This is a genomic window from Paenibacillus sp. FSL H7-0703 (assembly GCF_038003485.1).
GTDB classification, from domain to species: Bacteria; Bacillota; Bacilli; order Paenibacillales; family Paenibacillaceae; genus Paenibacillus; species Paenibacillus polymyxa_B.
The window spans coordinates 1,964,928-1,986,605 of sequence record NZ_JBBOPF010000001.1; the positions used below are offsets into that span (position 1 = coordinate 1,964,928).

Sequence of the window (21,678 nt, forward strand, 5' to 3'; positions counted from 1 at the left end):
ATATTATCCTCCTTAAACTTCTGCTATAAATTGAACGGCATCTAAACGTATCCAACCATAGCCCCCTCTGCCTACTACTTCAACACGTCCGTCAGAGGATATTGCAATTACGGCAGTTTTGTCAGCGGACACCGCATCAGATGCTGCGCAGGTTAATACCGTTAGTATTTTTGGCCTGTATCCTTCCGGCAACCTAAAACATGTAACGGTTGCATTAGAAGTCGGTACCTTTATTGACCCGTGCATCTTAATAAGATTATCTGACATTTTAAGGTACTGAGGCCACATATCCACTGAGGATGTTTCTGCTGTAACGCCATTAAGCAACGTGGGTGTAATCCAGGAAGGGCTATCCTTGTCCGCCTTTTTGTTCTCCACCACAGACAGGCGCAAATTTGCTTGTTGCACGCAGTCTATCAAATCCAACAGCAGTGTCTTTTCGTTGGCTGCGTAGATTCCTGTGAACGGCACAACGGGTGAGAGACCAACCATAAAGTACGTGACACTGTAGGCCGATACTCTGTCGCTATCCGATGCATTCAAAAGTTGCGATAACGTACCTGCACTCGTGATCCATCCGACGCCCTTAGTCCATCTTGTGTCTAAGACCCCATCTTTGTATACCGTCAACGGTTGTATAGACCTGTTCCTGAGCAAGCGCGCGCTAAAGCTGGCGTTATTTATGTTCATCCTGTTGCCGAACATAGTTCCTGTCTCCATAAATACGTCGGCAGGCTCGCGCAACACAATTCCCGTACCTACTTCAACCTGATTGTCTCCCGCAACGAACGTTAGTTGCCCTTCGGATATGATAGGCTCTGCTGTAGGCGTTGCGAGTTTGTATACGAGTTGGTATGCCGACCAATTTCCATATCTTACGTACGACAAGGATGTTATCGCTGTTGTCGGCAAAGTAGTTACGTACAGCGTTGCTGCGGCCCCGTTCGAATCGTAGATAGAATCAAGCGGACACCACGCCTTCCCTACTGCCTCATTGTTAAACGGCTTACTAACGTCTCCTTGACCAGCCAAATACATCTTCCAGCCCATAAAATACGCCTTTATTTCGTCTGTTGTAGGTGTGTAGTTATCTCCCCATCCACTGTCTGCGCTAGAAATGGACAGACCCACAACACCAGATTCTGGGCTAAGGTGGGATTGATCCGGCCCGCTTAACGGGAAAACATGCTGAACCAACTTACCGTCAAACTTTGTTATCCTCTCACTGTCAACCATTCCATTAGTGGCAGGTATCCGCACAACTTTGTAGCCTGCGGCTGAATCGAAGTAACCCCAGGGTAGCGAGCCGTCAAGCGTCATACTGTGCCAACGTTTGCTTTTATAATATTGCCCATCACGTTCAAACACTGTATCAGCATTAGCCCCTGTAACTGGATCGGCGTACAGGTCTGTTTGCAGTGCCAGCATGGAGTCTTCATGCTGCTTGAATGGTTTGGCAATACTGCCGATGTTGAACATAAAGTCTGAAATCGTTACTTCGGCAGTGGATGTGCCCAACAAGCGGATCACTACACCTTTAGTACCTGCCGGAACTGTGAATGTATAAGATATAATTCCACTACCTGTTACATTACCGATAACCGCAGTCTCGTTTTGCATATTTACATGTATTCTACCCGTTGCTCCACTCGACTGAGCGGAAACCGTGTAAGCCTGACCCGGAACTAATGGGTAGATGGAAGATATCATTATATTCGAAGAAGAAACAACAACATTTCGATTATCTTTAATAAGAGGTGTTCCGACCGTAGCGTCCCAAGAATAAAAAGAGTGTGGGGCCAAATTCGCCCCATGCCGAATTGCATATGGATTACGCACAGGCATTACACTATCTACATAAGGATATTTGTTGTCAATTTGATCGTCGGTCATCGTTGCTAATGCTGCATATTCTGCTGCAGAAATCTCATAGATACGCGCAGCCTCAAAATAAGAATACTGTCCTACAGTACCCTGTGTTACCAAATCTATGTTAGTAATAATATCGCTGGTAGGTGCCAGCCTAAACCAAGCCGTAGCAAAGTTAGTCTTATCCGTAACTACAACTTTCGATTCTACCAGAGCATTCGGAGCCGAGATTCCTGCATCTATAGCGTTACCTACTTTAGCTCTTACAATTGCAACATAGTATTTCCCAGCTAAAAATTTAAAATTACTATAAAACCCCACTCCAACGGTATATCCAGGCTTGATCGTTACTTTTAACGAATTAGGCATTGTCCCTTTATTCAAAGTATCTAGCGCTATATCAGCTTGATACGGTGTTACCCCCCTTAAGCTACTCAAATTCCCCCATCTTCCCAACAAATTCACCAACGTACGCCCGCTCATCCCCGTCAGCGAAAACGGCGATGCCTTTTCCGCATGAACAATTTGCACCCCGGGTTCGAGAGTCACCGCCTTACGCTCCGTCGTATCCAGACGTTTCTTGATCGCATTCACACCATCATTCACATCACCTGCGAAATCGTCTACAGCGCGCCAGTTTTGGTCCAAATACTTCTCCAGATCAAAATACGTGGTTTTGGGCGATGTGCGGTCAATTTGATTTAAGCCAAGATTCGGTGTTTTTTCGCTTGCCATGTTATGCGCCACCTCCTAAATATCTATCCTGTGTTGTATGTTCATTTTCATAGAGGGTCATAGACTCAACTTCAGCAATGGTCAGGTAGCGTAATTTGTACTCCACCGCCATATGAGCGGGCTTGATCTCCTCAATGGCTGCTTTAAGATCCTCCACGTTGGGCGGAATCCCTATGGTATCGATAAATTTGACCGTAAATCCCCATTCGGCGGGTCGAAAAGTGACATCTACAGTGCCTCCGTCGTACGCTTCAGCTACATTTTTGACAAGCCGGCCGGAAAAGGTTCCTGCCCCTCGCAGCTTCGATTCCACCACAGCACGCCGTTGGTCCAATGGCTTCGCCAGGTCGGTTTCGATCCCCAGCTCCATTTCCCAGCGTTCCAACCCCCAAGTGGCGGTACGTACGAAAAACTGTCCCACCGTTGCATCCATTGCAAGATACAAAGCGTCCAATTCGCTTCCTTTAGCATCCATATCGGAACGCATCACACGTGAGGTTTCATAATAGGCAGGCAAATAGGAAAGCAGCTCGCGTCCCCGCTCGCTGCTCATTTGGCTCAATGTATCTCCCGCTATAGTTACTCGATTAACAAAAGTGTCACTACGGTTTGCACGTTTTCCCTGGTCTGGGTTATTCAATAAATCTTCAAAGCTGTTCGTTCCATTGTTACTCACTGACGCTCACCGTCCCCAGCACTGCCACCTGACCTGATCCAATCTCAATATTCTGATTGCTCTGTCCATTGATTTTCAGTTCAGAGAAATCAATAATGATCGGAATGTCGAGCAAAACAGCAGAAATCCGGGTATACCGTACCAACGGGTCTTCCTTGTAAAAAGCAAGCTGCTTCAAATACGTCCGCACACCGCTTTCGATCAGCTTTTTGATTTCATCCAATGTGGACGGCTTCTCTTTGGTACGCTGTACCTTGACTGAGATGTTAATCTCCACTTCTGTCGCTGGCATGATCGTCACCACAGGACCCGCTGGTGCCAGCCCTTCTCCTTGCCCATCCTGGGTCGGATCAATATACTTTTGCACCGCAGCCACGATATCCGAGCTGGCTGCTCGTTTGTCCGTATCCAGTACATATAACCCTACGGTTCCAGGTCCTTTCCACAATGGAACAACCTCTACACCGCCTACTCCGGCAATTTCATTCGCCCACTGGGTATACTGCGCCTTGTTGCCGCTTGTGCCCTGGTTCCGCACCTTGGCATAAAAACGCTCCAGCAACAGCTGGTCGCTCTCAACGTCTGTGCCGCTTTTTGTTTCCTCGGTATTGATCACAGAGGCCACCCCGCTAACCGGGGTGGCCATCACTTGGATGACACCCGCAGGCACATTGCCGCTACGCCCGGGATTAACCGCCCGAATAGCTGCTTCCCCGGCACCTTGTTCATCCAGCGTGACCGATGCCGTGGTCGCATATTCAATGGAAGCTTCCCCGGATACATCATCTGCCGGGGTCGCCACCAACGTTCCCGCCGGGACAGTCGTTCCCGCTGTGCCCGTGAACGTGACCATACCTGAAGCGGCAACCGCTTCTCGCCGTGTCACCCCATGCTCTGCTGTTCGCAAATCCAGCTCCGGCGAGCGAAAATCCGGATTATCGCTGGCTGCGGTGCTGGCAAAGCCACGTCGCAGTAGCTCCTGCGCCCAGATTGCGGCTTCGGATAGCATAAAAGCCACTGGGGCCTGCGCATCCCAAATAAAAGAGCCCTCGGACTTATCCATGTCCGAAGGCACTTTTTCCAGCATCCGATTTAAAATTTCCTCTTCCGTCTGGTCTACCAAATATTCCGGCAAGTCTGCCATTAGATCACCACACTTTCCACAATTTCCGTTTCATCTCGCACGTTCGTAATCTGGCAGCTAAAATGGCACGCCTCACCTTCCCAGCGAAACGTGAACTGGTCCACACTAGCCGTACGTGCATCTGCTAGCAACGCCTCCGTGACCATGCGTTTAATTTCACTTTCCTGCACACCGTGCCCATAGCTGCTGCCAATCAGCTCTTCAAGCTCACTTCCATAGTCAGGTGAATAGATCACATGCCGGTAGCGAGGAGTGCGAATCGCTTTTTCACACCACTGTACCCAGGCTTCTTTCTCACCTGTAGTCACGATTTTACGGCTAGGGCTCATAACAAACTCTCCAGCTTCAAAATCAAACCGCCAGCTTCGCCCAAATACTGCGCGGTTATCCTCCAGTACATCCGGGTCGGTCATATCCATGTCTGTCCAGATCATATCATCTGTTTCGGGAAATAAATTAGCCACGTCCACTCACCACCTTGCACACAACAACTACATCGTTACCGCTATTCACCCGAACCGCAAGTACACGATCTCCGGGCTTGAGTCCTTCGTTCAAGCTGAGATTCACATCCTCCAGCTCGTCCTCCCCAATATAAAAGGAAGTTTTCAGCTCTTTGCCTTCCCAATTTTCCGATTCCACTGCGGTTGAGGTGCCTTTATACATATGACGTGGTACAGACAGCAGCCCCGGCAGCTCGGCGACCAGATAATCCTGAAGCTCATGTTTAAAATCGTCCAGCTTGAGTCCCGTCGAGGTGATCGTTCCTAGTACCGCGCCTACCCCACTCAGTGCTTGCTTGGTATGCTTATGAAATGAAGATTGCAGCGCAGTAGCCAAATGCCCATAGGGGTCCTTATTCAAGGTAAAACCTCCTTTTTACATCGTCATACGTTCCCAGCTCCAGCGACATACTGCCGGGATTCCCCAATTCCCTGCTCACTGAAATAACCAGTAGCTTCATGGAACCCAGCAGCACCGCATCTCCTGCTCGAATCGTGTTCATATCCGGTGCATTCACTGATATCGTTTGCTGTATGCCTCTCAGCTTACTTTTGGCCAACTCACGTGCTGCTGCACCGGACTTGACCTCGTCATCCTGCACGATCACCTGAAGTGTCCCATATTTGGCAATATCCTTTTCCTGAATCGCCATCACCTTGGACGGTACCTCATTGCCTGATTCACTGGCAGCCGTAGCCAGTACCTTCACTCTCGTGGCCGCGCCTTCCAGTGTACGGGACTGTGTCGTATCAGTCACTCTCTCCAAAATATACACATCTTTGTTCGTTCCCAGCTCGTACAGCTCCAGCCCGGAAGAAATCATCCGTGGATGATATAGCTTCCCCCCCGCCTTTGCCGTTTCGCGCAGATCTCCCAGCATCATAGAATAGATGGACTGTGTGCGGTATACGGCGCGTCCCAGCGTTTTTTTCGTATCTGGCAATGAAGCGATTTTCAGCTTCCAGTCCCTAGCATACTTCTGAAAACGCTGAGTAGCCGTCTGCTTAGCAGGGAGTAAATATTCATCCTCGGACTTGTCTAAATACACCGTACGGTCATATAACGTCAGCGTCATACGTTTGAGCCCGTTGTTAGAGGTTTCTACTTCCCAGATCACTGCGGGGGACAACAAGGGAACATAATCTTTTTTACCATAAGGAATTCCGCTAACCCGGATCGACATCCCTGGAGAAATCGGCGGCATATCCGACGTAACGACCAGATTGACCGTGCCCTGATAGGCGATTTGCTCCAGCGAATCCCTCAAATTAATGTTCTCCACAAGCGGCGACAAATCATATTTATCCTGTAAAATGACTTTATAGCTCATGACAGCACCAGCTTTTGCCCCGGTTTAATTGCATTCGGATTTTGTCCAATGACCTTTTTATTAAGCTGATAAATGCGACTCCATTGGGAGCTATCCCCCAACTCCAGCTTGGCAATTTTGGACAAGGAATCTCCCGATTTAACCGTGTAAGTCTTCTTTTTTTCTTTCATATCCGTACGAGGCTTTTTGTTGACCGCAGCAGCCTTACTACCCGTGACGCCAGCTTTTTTGGCAACTTTCATATCACTCCAGGTCCGCAGTGACAGATCAAAATTCACATCCCCATACTCGCCGCCGCGAAAGATCGAATTATGAGATGCCACAATTACTGGCACATTCACGGCTGTCTCCGTAATAATAAAACGTAGCGGGTTCTTGGATAACAAAAAGCCATTCAACGTGTTCATGGCCTCCTGCGGATCAGGGATATCTTCATATGTGCAATACGCTGGATTGTATTCTTTCGGAAAAAAAGAAGAGAAGGAGATTTCCTTCACCTTCTCCCCTTGTGGGAAGTCAAACTCCCCATAGGATAAAATCGTCGTTGTATCAAATCCCTTTTGCCGTGAGATCGTCACTTCCTCAGGATTCACCGGAAACTGAAACTTTTTTCCTTTACCATCCGTCAAACTAAATTCCATCTCTTTCCTCCTTCCCCATTGCTACCATCTCTACTACATTACATAGCTCCAGCGCCCGCTGGCTTGGTGTTCTGCGTTGCACGCAAAATTTCAGCTTTGAGACGGTAGCCAATTTGCGTAATAAGCCCATCCACATCCAGCTTGTTCTCATGTACAGTGACCTGTACAGCCCCCGCAGGAAGATTGAATTGGTTGGTGGTTTCCGTTTTAAAATCCTTCAAAAAGCCAGACAGTGTTCCCATTTGTTCAGGACTGATCTGTACTACTTGAGGTGTCGGATTACCATTACCTTTGCCTTTAGCTTTGGCTCCATTATTCGCATGAGCCGCAGTATTCAGTAGTGGGTTTGGATTGACTCCCTGGTTAGCTATAGCCATCGGTCCGTAAGGATTAGGGACGCCTTTTGCACCTGGTTGCGGAGGTACGTTTGCAACTGCACTAGCACTATAATTTATAGCCATAGGCGTTAAGGGCTCAAATGACTTACCTAAATTCGAATGAGGTGGGATTGCTGGTTTAGAGGTTGCTGGTTTAGGTACTTCAGGCGGCTTAGCTGGCTCTTTCTTAGGTTCATCTTTTTTACCAAAAGAAAAGAAATCAGAAAAGCCTTTACCGAAGTCTCCAGCCTTATCCGAAAGCCAGCCTGTAACCTGGGAAGCTTTTTCTCCAAGGAATTTACCAGCGGACTTCGCTTTGTCCATCATGGCTGGACCATAATCTGAGACTAATCCACCAATTTTCCCACCGACAAAGTCTCCCGCCATACCCCCAAGTGTAGAACCAACTACAGTACCAATACCCGGAAGCAAAAATGAACCTATAGCTCCGCCTAATGCAGAACCAGCAGTCCCACCAACTGTGGAACCGATAGCTTCTGCACGTTCTTTACCAGAGGTAGCCTTCGCGATGTTCACAATATCCATTCCATAGCTTAAAGGTCCCAACAGTTTTTTCGCTCCACCTTTTAGAAGGTTTTTGAATAAGCCTGATCCGGCTTCCTCAGCTGCACCTGCAACACTACTTGGTCTGATAATACTTGAGGCTGCATCTGCCGCAGCACTCGAACTTGCAGCGCTAGGCACCACACCAGCGGCTTCACTCGGATTTATCATCCCCAAGCTTTTAGCCTGATCAAACAATCCCTGTCCACCTTCAATTAAATCTGAAGACCCTCCAAATTTTTCTAAAAACTCACCCCCAGATTTCCCTACATTAAATGCTTTACTAGCAAAATCTTTAAACTTCTCTCTTCGGTTAGCTCCCTGGAGCGGTCCCTTTAAAATACCAAAATCAGTTTTAAATTTTTTAAATGCTTCAGGAGCTTCAGATATGCTTTTTACCCCTTCACCAACTTTTTTTACATTACCAAGAAAATCCTTTACCTGAGTTAATGCATCCTTAGGCTCTTCTTTTTTCTCTGCAGCTGGTGTCACAGATCCCAACTTAGTACCTAAATCAACAATAGCTGCTGTATTGGCATTTACAGCTACAGTATTCAATTGCACCGCAGTGCTTAGCAAAACGATACTTGGATTGTTATCAGTCTTCGGGGAGCCTGAGCCAGATTGGGAGTTTACCTTCACATTTACATTACCCGAAGCGTTAATAATCTGGGATTTGACCCGGTTAATCTTATTCAACAGATTATCAAGCCCTTTGGAGGCCATATCGTTCAGTACAATTTCCGGGGCCATGCGGGTACGTCCAATTTTCAACACACGTCCTTGAATCCGCTCAAAATAGCGTTCCATTGCGCGCAATTCTCTGTTCGCCTTAATGACGTTTTTAGGATCAATCACAAGGTTCATGCGGTAATTTAATGCTTCTGCCATCTATCATGTTCACCTCCTTGTTTATGCTTTTGAAGCTGCTATGCTATCCATTTCCTGTTCGGCAAACGCCAGCAGCAGCATGCGCTCACCGCGAGGAAGCCGCCAAAAGTCTCCGGGGCGGAGGTGGTGCCGGACCCACAAGTGGTACAGCATCGTCGTCATTCCCCCGGAGCCGATTAGTTTTTTAGGTCAGCAATCTCAACGCCAAAGCCAGACAGTTCCAGCACCTTATCCCCCACTGCATCCAGTTCACCTGCCAGCAGCATACGGCGGACGGACTGTTCACCACCGGACAGCTTCAAGCGGCTTGTAATCCGGGGATCGCCCCAACCGTTAAGGGACAAGCCTTTCACTTCCAGCTTGCCGGTAGCTTCCGAAATCAACAAGGCGTTGAACGTTTCAGTATCTACCTTCTCATCCACTGCACCCTTCACGGTTCGGCGAATCGTGCAGCGTTCACGAATGCTATCCACCTTACTGGAGGTCAGGCCGTGCAGCACAATTTTCATGTCGAGGCGCTTGATGCGGACCGTTTCCTCAGGTAGTTTTTCAGCAGCTTCAAACAGGCTGTCCAAAATTTGTTCTTCTGTCATATTCTCATTCAAGCTCATAAGTCATTCTCCCTTATTGTTCATTTGTATTTGGGGAACGGAACGCTTGACAGCATCCCATCCCCCGTCTTCCAATTTAGTTTGCTACAATCGGATCAAGCAGCTCATAACCTTCAAAGGTGAAGGTCGTTTCTTCCTGTACTTCTTCTCCTGCTGTCCAGTTGGCCAGTTGGATTTTGTCAGCAGTGCAACGAATGAGACGAATACTTTCATGTCCGAAGGCTTCTGGATCATCCAATTTTGTAATAATCTCAAAACGGTTAAAACCGCGACGAATCATATCGGATGTGACCTTGTAGCCACTCATTGTTCCCGTTCCCTTTTTGATACCGCGCTTGTGCACCTTCCACTCATTGCCCACGAGATTCAGCTCGCGTTTTTCCATTTCCACGCTGGCTTCCAGCTTGTTGATATTCGTCTGCCACACCCCGTCCACATGCGCCTGACCATACGTACCTAAAATGACTCTTGAAGCATCCAACATTTCTTTTTCCTCCTCAAAATGATCCATAATATAGTTCGGGATTTCACAAAATCCTCGTTGTTAACAAGCTACACCATTTCTGCTGATTGCCTGCGAAATGCTTGTACACGTAAAATGCTTATTTATTGTACGTAAAATGTGCCGAACAGCTGCTCCATCACATCGGTCAGCTTCACGTTCCATTGCAGGAACACTTGATCCGGCTCCGGTTTGATGACTGGCGCATCGCCGTAGTAAGCCGGGTCGAGAATGACATCGTAGCCATCTGCTTCGATGACGTTGCTCAGCGACAGCTGTGCCAGGTATTCTTTGATTGCACCGATAAGCGCCAGACGACCTTCCACCGTGTTGTTGATTTTGCCAATGTATGTCTCTTCGGCTGCACGCTGCAAGTCAGCGTTAATAGCGTCCATAACGCGGATGGAACGGATTTTCTTCCATGCGTTGTTTTGTCCGACAGACGGGTTCACCAAGCTGTTGATCCCACGCAGCGCTTTGACCTGACGGCCGTCGAAGAACAGCAGGAAGACACCATTACGGACAGCCTGCTCCTGCTCGGAACGTGTCCAGCGGCGGGTTACATCCTCAAATGGCGTAACCGCATATGTTGCCGATTGATTCAGACGTTGGCCTGCGATCAGTCCGGCTACATAAGCAGCCGTTTGGGCAGAACTGTAGTCCGTACCTGCCAGACGTACGCCTGTACCGACGTTCACGATGCCTTCATGGTTCAGTGCCAGGGAACGTGCAGAGGCCACGCTGACGGCTGTTTTGGACACATCGTCTGCCGCAGAACCGCCGAATACAGCGATTACGCCTTTACCTTCGTTGCGAACACGCTTGATCCAGGCAGCGAAGCTTTGCAGCAATGCCAGATCGGCTGCATAATCCAGGGCCAAGACATTAAATTCCTGTCCTTCAAGTGCCTCCTGCATCGCGATGTAATCGGCATTAACCAGCTTGCTATTGCCGCTGTTGCCGCCAGTGAGGTGTACGCCGCTGACATCCACCGGAATGCCGCCGTCGCCGACAACCTCAGCCTTCACCCATACGTTTTCGCTGTTCTCGTTCATGGCCTTGGCAATAGAGGCAGCCGTACCGTCACTACCTTTGTACGTGCCGAGCAGCTTGGTTCCTTCATAAAGGCGCACCTCACGTGCTTGCTCATCACCCAATGTTGGCTGTACAGTTACAGCAAAACCATTACCGCGGCTACCTGTGTACAAAGCCCGCAAACGCAGCACGTCGGTTGGGGTCGCACCGCCGCTTTTCAGCGTCACAGATGCTTCAGCAGCTGTATCATCTGCCAAACGGTAGGCTAACAGCTTTTTCGGGCCGCCCAGCAAAGCCAGATACAGCGTCGAATACGCGGTCGCTCCATCCAGACTGTCTCCCGAAAAGATTTGACTGATTGCCGTTTCACTGCCGATCTCTACAAACTCACGTACAGGGCCCCAATTCGCCTTAACGGGTACAACGACCGTACCACGCGACCCACCTTGAATCGCTGAAGCTGCTGCTGCCTGAAAATTCATATACAAACCCGGCAATACCGGTTTATTCGTGTTTTCCCATGTTCCGCCTGCCATAATTAGTCCACCTTCGCTTTCATAAATTGTTCGATTTTAGTGTGTGCTTCTGCTACTGTAAACAGCTTGTCCTGTGTGCCAAAAAAGGCGCCTGCCAGCACTTCTTCTTTCACGGAAAACAATTGTTCTGCGTGCTCCTTTAGCTCCTCCAGCGTATAGCGGGGGCCACTGGCTTCCTGCCCGGAATGTACCGGGGCCTTCTCATGGTTTTCCAAGGTCACTCGGACCACCTCATTTCAAAATAGGATGAATTTCCACTCTGCGAATCAACGCCGCTTCCTCAGCTGGGCGCATACGCCGCTGTACCAGCATCAGCCGAAGCTGACCATCTAAAATGGCATCTGCCTGCAAATCGGCTGAAGCTTCAGCTGTAGACATATAACGGCCCTTGTCCTGATCCAGAGGAAGTTGGATTTGAGCGGCAAAGCCCTCGATCAGTGCGGAAGCTGCACGGTTTTCTTCAGTGGTGTCTGGGGCGGTAATATGCCCGATGAACCGTTTGCGCAGCTCATACATGGAGGCTCCCGCCATCCTAGTTTCGCAGCCGCTCATCCGCCACAGTACCGCGTGCCGTCCCGGCTGTGCGGGCCAAGCGTCGGCGTATACCGACCACGTTTCGCCCAGTTGCTTCTGCGTCCAGCGGACCAGCGCGGCCAGCCACTCTTCCGGCTGTGTAGCACCGCTTGCTGGAACGGCCAAACCACCTTCCGTCTCAGGCACATACACGCCAAAACGCAGCGTTCTATAGGCCTTCCCCGTAACAGTGTCCAGCTTTTCTGCATCCCGCACACCCAAATAGTGCGCGGTAAAAGCTGATGTGTCCTCACCTGCACCTGTCACTGGTTCCCGGTGCAGCCCGGCAATCAGGGCATTCGCCCATACATCAGCCTGCGCCAGCCCGGCTTGTCCTGCGTACAGCTTGATGCGAACAACCTGCCGATAGCCGGCCCAGGAAGACTTCCAAATTTCCTCGCCCAGCGCCATAACAGCATACGGCTCCTCTGCCGTCTGCGACGGTGGCTGAACATCGTATACACGCCCTTGTAGCGCTGGAATAATTTCAATGAGCTTTTGCTTAAAGGCTTGTCTCATCCTGCGGCATGCCACCTCTGCGTCCCCTGCGTTCGCATGTTGTGGCTATTCAGCCAGGCTTTTTTCCACTTTCGTGTTCTCATCCGGCGCAGCCTCGTACTCATGCATTGCAGCATCCCTTGCTTAGGCAACACGACTCCTCCTTTCTGTACAACGAATTCCCGGGAACCGACAGAGACGATCACCGCATGAAAAAACCGGCCCTAATGGCCGGCTAACGTTTGACTGTGTGTGTCTTCGGTATGTCCTCTTGTCTTGATTCCCGATGATATAATCTTACACCCTAATAACGAATGCGTTGCCGGGGAAATGGACGATAAAAGCAGAGACTAGGGATGATGTTGGGAGGTTTTTAGAGAACGTGTGTTCCTATTATAAAAAAGGCCTTGATCCCTGTTATTACAGGAAATCAAAGCCTTTTAGGAAACCATTTTAAAATAGAAATGAGAACAAGTGGATAATTATTACATTAACCCAGTTTTCGATCCGCTCCCTTCTGCAAGCCTGCCAAATTTAAAACGCCTTGGTCCGCCAGTGCAAGCGCCATTTTGTAAAAAGCACGCGTGCGAAGCTTCGTATACGTATCCTTGCTGACTGGCGGGTCTAACACATAATTGTAAACCTTGTAATCAAACACATCGTCATCCTTTAAATAACGTTCACGGATGAGCAGCTGTTCGCGTTCATTCAAGCGACTCACTACGGCATCCACCATTTCGCAGTAGGCCAAGCGGGCGGCAGGAGCATCTACATTATATACGGCTGTCCGAGCCGTTGGATCGCTTGTTACATTCGTTGGGCCGTTCGGGCGATCCGTATAGCCAGCCGTAATAAAGCTCTCCCGATCCATAAAAGTAATCGTTTTATAAATTCGGTATTTCTCAAACACACCCTCCAATGCATTCTGCGTTTTGCGACGGTCCAATTCGGGTAAGTTATTTCTCATGTAAAGCAACACTCCTTATCTTATGCCTTTTGACAATGATGTATTTTTAAATGAGGATTTTGCACTTCGAAGCGACTGGAATCGAATTTTGCAAAATCCCGAAATAGAAAAACGCTCATGTTTACATTTTGTTCCCCTTTTGTTCGTATCTTGAGTATAACATAACATTATTTAGGATAGGTATCCATCGTCAAAAAAAGCAGTATAGCTCCAAAAACAGGATATTCACTTCATTTTCCTATGCCTTTTGGCATATTACGTGCTTTTACTATTTACCTAATGGTATAATAAAACTAATATCTATGATTCTCTTGCAGAAAGGAGCCCCCATTGTGGAACAGCCAGCATTCGGAACTTACTTAAAGCAGCAGCGTGAGCACAAACAATGGAGCATCAACCAGTTGGCAGATGCTGCAGGTATTAGCAATTCACAAATTTCCCGCATTGAAAATGGTCTGCGCGGAATCCCCAAACCCTCCACTCTCCGCAAAATAGCGGACGCGCTTAGCGTATCCTATACCGAAATGATGAAGGCCGCCGGATATTGGGGAGACGATGATTCAATGGAGCAAAGTCCACATGAACTTTATCGTTCTACTGTGCCAGAATGGGCAACCTCCAAAGATCGCCGGGATTTTAAAAAAATGCTGGAGGAAGACGACGAATTAATGTTCGATGGCATTCCGCTGGATGAAAAAGATCGTCAACGGATCAAAGACGTGCTGACAGGTCTGTTCTGGGAAGCCAAGCAGATGAACAAACATAAAAAGCCCAAAGAGCCCCGAACGGGCAAAGATCAGGGATAGCAGGTGAGCGTATGAACGAACTCATTCACAAACTTGTCCGAAAATACCGTACCAACTGCCCCTTCGATATTGCGAAAGCCCTAGGTATCCATATCCGATACTGCGATCTAGGCCCCACAACCAAAGGGCTGTATTACCACAAGCTGCGTAGAAGATTTATCGTTATCCACAATGGCCTCACACCCGAATGGGAACGGTTCGTCTGTGCGCATGAATTGGGACATGACCGACTGCATAAAGGCATCAGCCGCTTTTTTATGGAGGAGCATTCCTACTTTTCCCCAGGAAAATTTGAACAGCAGGCCAATCGGTTTGCCGTGCTTTTGCTGAGTGAAGGAAAACCGCCACTAGCTGACGAAACGTTGGATCACTATTTACCCCGGATCGGGCTGCCCAAAGAGACTGCCCTTTTTTTTAACCATAAATTAGAACATTAGTTCTCATTCTGTGAGCTGCTGTTGATTACTTCCTCTATAATATAGGTAACTAGACGATGGATTTAACAACCGATATATCAAAAAATTTTAATGCTTTGATATAAAATAGAAGTTATTTTTACAATCATCTGATAAAATGTGGTCGTAAGCGGTTTCTCTAATTCATTCATTTTATGGGAGGTTGAAGGAACAACATGAACTCATGGAAAAAACTCTCGTCGATCCTGACGACTGCCGCGCTTTTACTTGGGTGTCTCGGTACAGCAGCAGCAGACCCAGCAACCAATGTGGGAACGGCAACGGCTCCAGTCAGCGGTAAACACATCACCATCCTACATACGAACGATACCCATGCCCACGTGGTCGCGAACGACAAGGAAATGGGATTCGCCAAGCTGGCGGGTATCATTGATCAGTACCGGGCTTCCAATCCCAATACACTGCTGCTAGATGACGGGGATACCGTTCATGGAACGACCTTCGCTACTTTGGTTAACGGCGAGAGCATTGTGAAAGTGATTAACAAGCTGCGCTATGATGCTATGGTTCCGGGTAACCACGAGTTTAATTATGGTTGGAAGCATCTTGTGGAGCTAAGTAAGGATATTCAGTTCCCTGTGCTCAGCGCCAATATTAAACAAACAGACGGAACACGTTTGTTCAAACCCTATGTTATTAAAGAAGTGGACGGCGTTAAAATCGGTATTATCGGTCTGACTACGCCAGAAACGGCATATAAGACGAATCCCAAAAATGTTGAGGGTATTCAATTCACCGATCCTGCGGCTGAGGCTAAAGCGGCTGTTGATGAAATCCGCAGCAAAGTAGATGTCGTTGTTGTTCTTGGTCACCTGGGGCAGGATGCGTCTAGCAAGGACACCAGCCTCAAGGTTGTTAAGGAAGTGCCTGGCATTGATATTTTCATCGATGGACACAGCCATACCGTACTGGAAAAGGGCTTGATCAGTGACAATGGTACATTGATCGCTAGCGCAGGTGAATACACCAAGTATTTGGGTGTTGTGGACTTATGGGTCGACGGCGGTAAGGTTACGCAAAAGCAAGCCAAGCTGATTGATTCGACTCAAGCAGTCGACGTTCAGCCCAACGCTGAAATTGCTGCATTGATCGCCTCCATTCAAAAGGACCAGGAACCTATTCTTAAAGAGGTTGTAACGCAAACAAGTGTGGATCTGGAAGGAGCACGCGAAAAGGTACGTGCAAGTGAAACCAATCTTGGCGACCTGCTCACCGATGCTATGCGTGATGTTTCGGGAGCAGACGTGGCTTTAACGAACGGTGGCGGCATACGGGCTTCCATCAAGACGGGGACAGTAACCAAGGGAGACATCATCACTGTGCTGCCCTTCGGCAACCAGATCGTTACCCTGAAAGTGAAGGGCTCTGACATTCAGGCCGCACTGGAAAATGGTACAGCCTCCTATCCAGAGCCAAGCGGAGGTTTCCCACAGGTATCAGGTATCACCTTCAAAATAGACACATCAGCAGCCAAAGGCAGCCGTGTTCATTCCATCCTGATCGGCGGAAAAACACTTGATCCTGAGGCAACATACACACTGGCCACCAATGATTTTACTGCCGTAGGTGGTGACCAATATACGATGTTCGCTAAATATCCACAAGCAGGTATGTTCGGCTCGCTTGATGAGGCGTTAATCCGTTATATGCAAAAGGTCGGCTCCGCTAGCCTGCAAGTACAAGCGGACGGTCGCATTCAAGAAGCCAAGGCTGACGGCAAAACTTCTGTCCCTGCCACACAAACTGGGCCGTCTGCCTCAACCGCAACACCTGCACCTGTGCAGGAAAAGCCGCAACCCGTTCCTACATCGGCTGCGAAACCAGCACCCGCAAAACCGGCGCCGGCAAAGTCTCAAACAGCCAAGCCACAGCAGACATCAAATTCTGCACAAGTTACAAATAACCATGTATATGTTGTGAAATCAGGGGATACGCTGTATGACATTTCCCGCAAACATGGTACCACCTGGCAACAGCTTCAGCAGTTGAATAAGTTGAAGAATCCTCACCGCATTTATCCGGGACAAAAGTTAGACCTCCCGGCCTAATTCAATAGCTAGCAAAAGCAGCATCCGGAATCCTAGTGGTTTCGGATGCTGCTGTATGTCAGGCGTTTTTAGATATGCGATAGTCCAAGCTCACTTGGACATCGCATATTTTTTTTTAAAAGCAAACCTTTTAACCGCTGACAAGTTGTGAACCGAGAGGTATGATGGAGAAGAGTCATTCGGGCTGAGAACATTCGTCCCGATACCCATCGGGATCAGTTATATGTGTGAAAGGAGTCCTGAAATGCAATACATTATTTACGATCTTGAATTTACTGTTAGCCGCAACGCCAGATATTCCTCCGAAATCATTGATATTGGTGCCGTCAAAGTTGTTCAGGGAGACGATGGCCTATACGTTGCGGATACGTTTCACAGTTTTGTAAGACCCTCGAATCGGCCTGTACTCTCTACAGATACCGTTCAGTTCACAGGTATTACTCAACGAGATATTGATGCCGCTCCACTATTTCCTGAAGCTGTGAAGGAATTCATAGCCTGGCTCGGTACGGATTCCCCTTATTATTTATGCGCATGGGGCCCGGATGACCGTCAGAAGCTGGTATCCCATTGTCGTACCCATCATGTAGATCTCGGATGGATTCATAATACAAATGATATACAGAAGCAGATTTCCCGTCTGTTTGGTTCCAATGGAAAGTACCGTCAGTTGAGCCTGTCTCAGGCGCTGGAATTGTGCAACATTGACTTTGACGGTCAACAACACCGGGCACTGGATGATGCCGTGAACACCGCTCAGGTTTTCATGTACCATTTTGATCGTATTACATTAGTTCATAATGCTGCTGACGATGAGGAAAGCCGTGGATCGAAGCTCGTCTACTCCTCACCAGAAGAAGAGCAGGAACAGTACAGTCCTTTTGGCAATCTCGCCAACCTGTTTAAGGACCGTTAAGCGGATAGCTCCCCGGCCCGTTCCGGGGGATCTCCCCCTGTTATTCTTAATTTCCTGCCTTTTTATCGAAATAGAATGCCCCCCAGGTCCGCAGCATTTCTTGCATTCGTTTGCGGTACCGTAAAGGCTCCAGGATCTCGGCCTCAGCTCCATAGGAAGTGAGCCAATCCAAAAATTCACGGTCATGATTGACCGTCACCTCAAACAACAAACTTCCATCCGGCAAATCCTTAAGAAAAGGCTTGATGAACAGCTCCTCTTCTTTGACCCGATATACAGACTCGGCAGAAAAACGTACCACAAACCGGATATTCTGATTTCCTTTGGTCACCGACCAGGTCCCTTTAAAAAACATTTCCATTTCAGTTGTATTTTTTTGAAACGTATACGGCAAAATTCTCATGTTCCGAAATCGACTGATCCGAAAGGTTCTCATCGCGGATTGCTTGTGACAAAAACCAAGCATATAGAATCGCCGATCCTGCGGAACCAAACAATAAGGATCCACCTGAACGAGTGATACATCTTCATTTTGAGGTGAGCTGTATTCCGCTTCAATAGTCTGCTGCGTAAGACTCGCTAAAACAATCAGCCTGAGCAGATAGGGCTGGTTTTCCCGATCAAGTGTCGAGCCGAGCCGGACAATATTTTTCATTTCCTGCGCGAAGCTCGTCTGGTCCATCTTTTTTTTCTGACTAGAGGCCATCACTTTCTCATAAGCACTTTCAAAAGCTGGCGGTAAAAGAGGCTTTACCGTTTCCATAATCTCTCCCAGCTTAGTAAAAGCCTCTGCCTCTTCTTCCGTCCAATTCAGAGGATACAAAGCAAAATTGCTAATAAAAATGTACCCCTTGCCATGCCCCATATTCGTTATCGGTATATGCATAGCGCTTAGCGCCTCCATATCTCGGTATATGGTACGTTCTGATGTTTCACAACGTTCGGCAAGCTCTCTTGCCAATATCCCTGGATTTGCCTGAACAATAGTAATAATCCGCATTAAACGTATCAACCGATCAGTCAAGGAAGTCTCTCCTTTACAAAAAGATAGTAAATTAGACTCACTATATTACACAAATAAACTAGCATAATTGCCTATCTCAAAGTATCATTTTCAGTAAAACGAACATCTTCTAGCGATATCGCCTTATTAAAAAAGACTTTAGAACTATACGCTGTAAATGATACAAAAGTACCACTCCATTTATTACGTATAGCCAGAAGCAACTCGGCTTCCTGCAGGTAGTCCATATCATCGCTTCTTGCTGCACGTATAAGTAATTCATCTGCTTGTCTGGTAAGGATGAACGCCCCTTGCTCATATTCCCCTTTCTCGTACATACGCAATGCCTTTTTTACAATAGGGGACGTCTCATTCAGCTTTATGTATTTTTCCACCTTCGGGTTGGATGGAATGCTCAGCAGACCAAGATGATGCGTAAAATGGATGTAGAGCTGATCTGTCCGGATCAGCGTTCGCTTTTCCTGCGATGGCTTGCGCCAGCTCCACTCCATCATTCCAATCGTATGTCTTCCGGACGAGTGGGCCGGTATAGAAAACGTCAAAATAGCCTGTCTATATTTTCCCCGCCTTACATCACCACAGTGAACAAACATGCTATCTCCGTTTTCCGAGCGTTTAAAACCGAGCCTTACCCCTTCAGCTTTTAATAGACTTACCCCGTTTTCTGGAATGAACTGGAGTTGAAGGTCACATCCCGCTGCTTTCGGTATTAGATTTCCTTTTCTTTTGCGTATAGCTCCGTAGCCCCATTCTATCAGTAGATTTACTTGTTTGGACCCATTCGCAGATATAGACTCTTTGTCCCATGTGTACGTTACATTGAGCATTGACTTCACCACTGGTAAATTCCCCCTAAAAGAACATGTAACTCTAAATTAACAGTGTTATCTGACACTATATTGTCAGGGAACGTATGTTTGATTGTGAAAATTATACATGGGAATCTTTATGAAGGGGGACCTAGTTTGGTAAATAACATTTTAAACCATTTGAATTACATGAATGCGCAAAAATAGCCCGGCGTATGCCGGGCCATATCATAGTCTACTTCTATATTTAAACTTATGAGATTGTAGTTTCTGTTAAAGAAACATTCGTTTTTGTGCAAATATCAGATATAGGAGCAAAAGTAGTGCTATCTACGACGAGATCCTTTGATAACGGCTTTCCATTTACAGTGATTTTTAAAGTTTTATAGTTTTGTTCTCTCTCATTCATCTTGCAAAATCTCCTTTTATATCAATTTTTAATATATTTCAGTTCATATATTCAACTTAAACCCCTGATCAGGTGCGGATCGTTCTTTACTCGTATGCTGGGAAAAATGCCGGAATGTTGCCGCTTCCTTGATATACCCGTTTTAAGGTACACTTAAACTAATATATCGACTTTTTTTGAGGACATTTTCTTCATATTTATCGTCCGTTTATTCTAAAATCTGCATCCGAATCGTTATATTATACGTAACCATGTCATATGGGTAATGATCTATATCATCTAACATCTTGGTTTATCAAAAGGGGGAACATCTCTTGGCACGACCAACTTGTCGTTTTGCTTTGTACCGCCGCATTGTCTGCGCTGCTATAGCACTTTTGTTTATTTTTGGGATAACTCGTGTACCCGAAGTACATGCTGCTTATTGGGATGATGTGTACCAAGGCTTCGAGCAATTTTCGCGGTTGCCCGGTGATGTGTATCAGCTCAAGGAAAGCTACCGACAAACACAGGAGGATCTGGAGAAGGCCCGTAACAGCTTAGAAGCCTATCAAGAGCAAAACGCCCAATTACTGGAGCAAAACCGCAAGCTGACTGACACCGTCACAGAATTAAAAAATCTTCAAACCCAGCGCGATCAGGCTTCACACCGAAATAAAATGCTCATCATCACAGCTATAATTCTGCTGGCCGGTTATTTTATCGGTATCCGACTGTTGCGTTACGGGATGCGTCGACGTTCGGGAAGATACTAACTGTCTGAAAGGATGAAAGGTCTGAATGGACATACAAGCAGGACAACACCATGATGAAAGCGTCGGTTCGGTCGTAACGCTCGATCTGGCGGAAGGAGAAAAGCTGCACGTTCTGCATCCGCAGCAAATCATCGCATACCGCGGACCCAGCTCAGGCCGTAGTGATAAACTAATGAACATTAAGGGGATGTATCGCAAACACAAACTGATTCAGGCCGATTTCACAGGAGCTTGTCGCCTAATTGCCGCACTTCCACCTGGCTTTAGTCTAAAAATGATTAAGCTTGAAGGAAGCGATGATCTGTTATACGATTTTCGCAACCTGTTCTGGTACAGCTCCGGTATTCAAATGCGTACCAAGCTGCTAAGCATGAAAAACATGTTGTTTAGCCGCGATGTTATAAAAATGAAATTTGACGGTGTGGGTCAAATCGGTCTTTTGACACAGGGATTGGTGTGTCAAGAACAGCTTCATCCGACAGAGCCGATATATGTGGATGCGAGCAGCGTCATTGCCTATCCCGAAAACGCCAAACTGGAGTTGACCGTGTACGGCAACCATCTGGCCAGCCAGCATATGAATTATCATTTTAAAATGACCGGACAAGGTACCGTACTATTCCATGCCGGGGAACATCATCGGCGGCTCCAACAGGATATGAACGACGATGGCGTGATCAAGCGCTTTTTACGGGAAGTCATTCCATTTGGTGGAGTGTTTATCAAATAGCCCTGCCATGCTATAATGACAATGCTAAAGCCGTCTGTCCTCGTGGCAGATACTAATGAAGAAAATCCATGCGTCATGCATGGGAGAGGTTCGCGAACTCCCTCTATAAAAAACTAACGATGCTTTGTCCTCCGCAAGAAAAATGAATTCGCGGGGCAAGGCCTGTTTTTTGTTGAAGTCGGTTCAAGAACTCTCCTTCTTCCAAGTGACAAGACTCCGTGTCTTGCACCATTCCAAGAAGATCGAGAGGTT

General features: G+C 47.5%; 23 protein-coding genes and 1 riboswitch. Of the genes, 6 read left to right on the forward strand and 17 right to left on the reverse strand.

From position 1 onward, the window contains the following. Positions 1 to 12: 12 nt before the first annotated feature. The 14 genes from MHB46_RS08425 to MHB46_RS08490 form a co-directional block, all read right to left on the reverse strand. Positions 13 to 2,604 (reverse strand): hypothetical protein, encoded by a 2,592-nt coding sequence (locus MHB46_RS08425; RefSeq protein WP_341162069.1) that lies wholly within the window; start codon positions 2,602 to 2,604, stop codon positions 13 to 15. A gap of 1 nt (position 2,605) precedes the next feature. Continuing rightward, positions 2,606 to 3,280, reverse strand: a complete 675-nt coding sequence (locus tag MHB46_RS08430; protein WP_165176495.1) for a YmfQ family protein — start codon at positions 3,278 to 3,280, stop codon at positions 2,606 to 2,608. Next, positions 3,273 to 4,424, reverse strand: a complete 1,152-nt coding sequence (locus MHB46_RS08435; RefSeq protein ID WP_341162070.1) for a baseplate J/gp47 family protein — start codon at positions 4,422 to 4,424, stop codon at positions 3,273 to 3,275. Before MHB46_RS08435 ends, MHB46_RS08430 begins: the two co-directional genes overlap by 8 nt. Next, positions 4,424 to 4,888, reverse strand: coding sequence for a contractile injection system sheath initiator (locus MHB46_RS08440; protein ID WP_254326557.1), 465 nt, complete (start codon positions 4,886 to 4,888; stop codon positions 4,424 to 4,426). Before MHB46_RS08440 ends, MHB46_RS08435 begins: the two co-directional genes overlap by 1 nt. Next, positions 4,881 to 5,288: a hypothetical protein gene (locus tag MHB46_RS08445; protein WP_014280222.1), complete on the reverse strand. Its 408-nt coding sequence runs from the start codon at positions 5,286 to 5,288 to the stop codon at positions 4,881 to 4,883. The genes MHB46_RS08440 and MHB46_RS08445 overlap by 8 nt, the downstream gene beginning before the upstream one ends. Beyond that, positions 5,281 to 6,258: an XkdQ/YqbQ family protein gene (locus MHB46_RS08450; RefSeq protein ID WP_341162071.1), complete on the reverse strand. Its 978-nt coding sequence runs from the start codon at positions 6,256 to 6,258 to the stop codon at positions 5,281 to 5,283. Before MHB46_RS08450 ends, MHB46_RS08445 begins: the two co-directional genes overlap by 8 nt. Beyond that, positions 6,255 to 6,899 (reverse strand): LysM peptidoglycan-binding domain-containing protein, encoded by a 645-nt coding sequence (locus tag MHB46_RS08455; protein WP_023987378.1) that lies wholly within the window; start codon positions 6,897 to 6,899, stop codon positions 6,255 to 6,257. The genes MHB46_RS08450 and MHB46_RS08455 overlap by 4 nt, the downstream gene beginning before the upstream one ends. A gap of 38 nt (positions 6,900 to 6,937) precedes the next feature. Further along, positions 6,938 to 8,731, reverse strand: a complete 1,794-nt coding sequence (locus MHB46_RS08460; RefSeq protein ID WP_341162072.1) for a hypothetical protein — start codon at positions 8,729 to 8,731, stop codon at positions 6,938 to 6,940. 176 nt (positions 8,732 to 8,907) lie between these two features. Beyond that, the gene (locus MHB46_RS08465; RefSeq protein ID WP_007429164.1) at positions 8,908 to 9,342 is read right to left on the reverse strand and encodes a phage tail assembly chaperone; all 435 of its coding nucleotides are present in this window, start codon (positions 9,340 to 9,342) and stop codon (positions 8,908 to 8,910) included. Between the two features lie 76 nt (positions 9,343 to 9,418). Then, on the reverse strand, positions 9,419 to 9,826 hold the full coding sequence (locus MHB46_RS08470) for a phage tail tube protein (protein WP_013309122.1): 408 nt from the start codon (positions 9,824 to 9,826) through the stop codon (positions 9,419 to 9,421). A gap of 122 nt (positions 9,827 to 9,948) precedes the next feature. Beyond that, entirely contained in the window at positions 9,949 to 11,415 is a 1,467-nt protein-coding gene (locus MHB46_RS08475; RefSeq protein WP_341162073.1) for a phage tail sheath family protein, read from the reverse strand. Between the two features lie 2 nt (positions 11,416 to 11,417). Continuing rightward, positions 11,418 to 11,636 carry a hypothetical protein gene (locus MHB46_RS08480; RefSeq protein ID WP_028543149.1) on the reverse strand — a complete coding sequence of 73 codons (219 nt, stop codon included), beginning with the start codon at positions 11,634 to 11,636 and terminating at the stop codon, positions 11,418 to 11,420. A 10-nt stretch (positions 11,637 to 11,646) separates the two neighbouring features. Then, entirely contained in the window at positions 11,647 to 12,507 is an 861-nt protein-coding gene (locus MHB46_RS08485) for a hypothetical protein (protein ID WP_341162074.1), read from the reverse strand. Positions 12,508 to 12,976: 469 nt separating this feature from the next. Then, positions 12,977 to 13,453, reverse strand: a complete 477-nt coding sequence (locus tag MHB46_RS08490) for an ArpU family phage packaging/lysis transcriptional regulator (RefSeq protein ID WP_013309118.1) — start codon at positions 13,451 to 13,453, stop codon at positions 12,977 to 12,979. 332 nt (positions 13,454 to 13,785) lie between these two features. On the opposite strand from MHB46_RS08490, the gene MHB46_RS08495 reads away from it, so the two are divergent. The 4 genes from MHB46_RS08495 to MHB46_RS08510 all read left to right on the forward strand — a co-directional run bounded on the left by MHB46_RS08495 (position 13,786) and on the right by MHB46_RS08510 (position 17,699). Continuing rightward, complete coding sequence (locus tag MHB46_RS08495) at positions 13,786 to 14,259, forward strand: helix-turn-helix domain-containing protein (RefSeq protein WP_165176506.1); 474 nt, start codon at positions 13,786 to 13,788, stop codon at positions 14,257 to 14,259. A gap of 11 nt (positions 14,260 to 14,270) precedes the next feature. Beyond that, complete coding sequence (locus MHB46_RS08500) at positions 14,271 to 14,696, forward strand: ImmA/IrrE family metallo-endopeptidase (RefSeq protein WP_165176508.1); 426 nt, start codon at positions 14,271 to 14,273, stop codon at positions 14,694 to 14,696. A 194-nt stretch (positions 14,697 to 14,890) separates the two neighbouring features. Further along, the gene (locus MHB46_RS08505; protein ID WP_341162075.1) at positions 14,891 to 16,783 is read left to right on the forward strand and encodes a 5'-nucleotidase C-terminal domain-containing protein; all 1,893 of its coding nucleotides are present in this window, start codon (positions 14,891 to 14,893) and stop codon (positions 16,781 to 16,783) included. Positions 16,784 to 17,027: 244 nt separating this feature from the next. Beyond that, positions 17,028 to 17,699 carry a 3'-5' exonuclease gene (locus MHB46_RS08510; protein WP_061831175.1) on the forward strand — a complete coding sequence of 224 codons (672 nt, stop codon included), beginning with the start codon at positions 17,028 to 17,030 and terminating at the stop codon, positions 17,697 to 17,699. 46 nt (positions 17,700 to 17,745) lie between these two features. Here MHB46_RS08510 and MHB46_RS08515 read toward each other — a convergent pair whose 3' ends face one another. The 3 genes from MHB46_RS08515 to MHB46_RS08525 all read right to left on the reverse strand — a co-directional run bounded on the left by MHB46_RS08515 (position 17,746) and on the right by MHB46_RS08525 (position 19,941). Next, the gene (locus MHB46_RS08515; RefSeq protein WP_250243617.1) at positions 17,746 to 18,723 is read right to left on the reverse strand and encodes a helix-turn-helix transcriptional regulator; all 978 of its coding nucleotides are present in this window, start codon (positions 18,721 to 18,723) and stop codon (positions 17,746 to 17,748) included. Positions 18,724 to 18,794: 71 nt separating this feature from the next. Continuing rightward, positions 18,795 to 19,562 carry a hypothetical protein gene (locus tag MHB46_RS08520; protein ID WP_069291299.1) on the reverse strand — a complete coding sequence of 256 codons (768 nt, stop codon included), beginning with the start codon at positions 19,560 to 19,562 and terminating at the stop codon, positions 18,795 to 18,797. 223 nt (positions 19,563 to 19,785) lie between these two features. Continuing rightward, positions 19,786 to 19,941 carry a hypothetical protein gene (locus tag MHB46_RS08525; protein ID WP_165176511.1) on the reverse strand — a complete coding sequence of 52 codons (156 nt, stop codon included), beginning with the start codon at positions 19,939 to 19,941 and terminating at the stop codon, positions 19,786 to 19,788. Between the two features lie 314 nt (positions 19,942 to 20,255). On the opposite strand from MHB46_RS08525, the gene MHB46_RS08530 reads away from it, so the two are divergent. Together MHB46_RS08530 and MHB46_RS08535 are read left to right on the forward strand one after the other, a co-directional pair. Then, positions 20,256 to 20,696 (forward strand): hypothetical protein, encoded by a 441-nt coding sequence (locus MHB46_RS08530; protein WP_023987365.1) that lies wholly within the window; start codon positions 20,256 to 20,258, stop codon positions 20,694 to 20,696. 25 nt (positions 20,697 to 20,721) lie between these two features. Next, a complete protein-coding gene (locus MHB46_RS08535) occupies positions 20,722 to 21,426 on the forward strand; it encodes an AIM24 family protein (protein ID WP_013309110.1) in 705 nt (234 codons plus the stop codon). 79 nt (positions 21,427 to 21,505) lie between these two features. Further along, positions 21,506 to 21,549, forward strand: a riboswitch (PreQ1 riboswitch). Positions 21,550 to 21,678: the final 129 nt, after the last annotated feature.

Bases quoted from the DNA above. Each gene is read 5' to 3' on its own strand.
- MHB46_RS08425 (WP_341162069.1), bottom strand. From the start codon at position 2,604: ATGGCAAGCGAAAAAACACCGAATCTTGGCTTAAATCAAATTGACCGC.
- MHB46_RS08435 (WP_341162070.1), bottom strand. From the start codon at position 4,424: ATGGCAGACTTGCCGGAATATTTGGTAGACCAGACGGAAGAGGAAATT.
- MHB46_RS08450 (WP_341162071.1), bottom strand. From the start codon at position 6,258: ATGAGCTATAAAGTCATTTTACAGGATAAATATGATTTGTCGCCGCTT.
- MHB46_RS08455 (WP_023987378.1), bottom strand. From the start codon at position 6,899: ATGGAATTTAGTTTGACGGATGGTAAAGGAAAAAAGTTTCAGTTTCCG.
- MHB46_RS08460 (WP_341162072.1), bottom strand. From the start codon at position 8,731: ATGGCAGAAGCATTAAATTACCGCATGAACCTTGTGATTGATCCTAAA.
- MHB46_RS08465 (WP_007429164.1), bottom strand. From the start codon at position 9,342: ATGAGCTTGAATGAGAATATGACAGAAGAACAAATTTTGGACAGCCTG.
- MHB46_RS08470 (WP_013309122.1), bottom strand. From the start codon at position 9,826: ATGTTGGATGCTTCAAGAGTCATTTTAGGTACGTATGGTCAGGCGCAT.
- MHB46_RS08475 (WP_341162073.1), bottom strand. From the start codon at position 11,415: ATGGCAGGCGGAACATGGGAAAACACGAATAAACCGGTATTGCCGGGT.
- MHB46_RS08485 (WP_341162074.1), bottom strand. From the start codon at position 12,507: ATGAGACAAGCCTTTAAGCAAAAGCTCATTGAAATTATTCCAGCGCTA.
- MHB46_RS08490 (WP_013309118.1), bottom strand. From the start codon at position 13,453: ATGAGAAATAACTTACCCGAATTGGACCGTCGCAAAACGCAGAATGCA.
- MHB46_RS08500 (WP_165176508.1), top strand. From the start codon at position 14,271: ATGAACGAACTCATTCACAAACTTGTCCGAAAATACCGTACCAACTGC.
- MHB46_RS08505 (WP_341162075.1), top strand. From the start codon at position 14,891: ATGAACTCATGGAAAAAACTCTCGTCGATCCTGACGACTGCCGCGCTT.
- MHB46_RS08510 (WP_061831175.1), top strand. From the start codon at position 17,028: ATGCAATACATTATTTACGATCTTGAATTTACTGTTAGCCGCAACGCC.
- MHB46_RS08525 (WP_165176511.1), bottom strand. From the start codon at position 19,941: ATGAATGAGAGAGAACAAAACTATAAAACTTTAAAAATCACTGTAAAT.
- MHB46_RS08535 (WP_013309110.1), top strand. From the start codon at position 20,722: ATGGACATACAAGCAGGACAACACCATGATGAAAGCGTCGGTTCGGTC.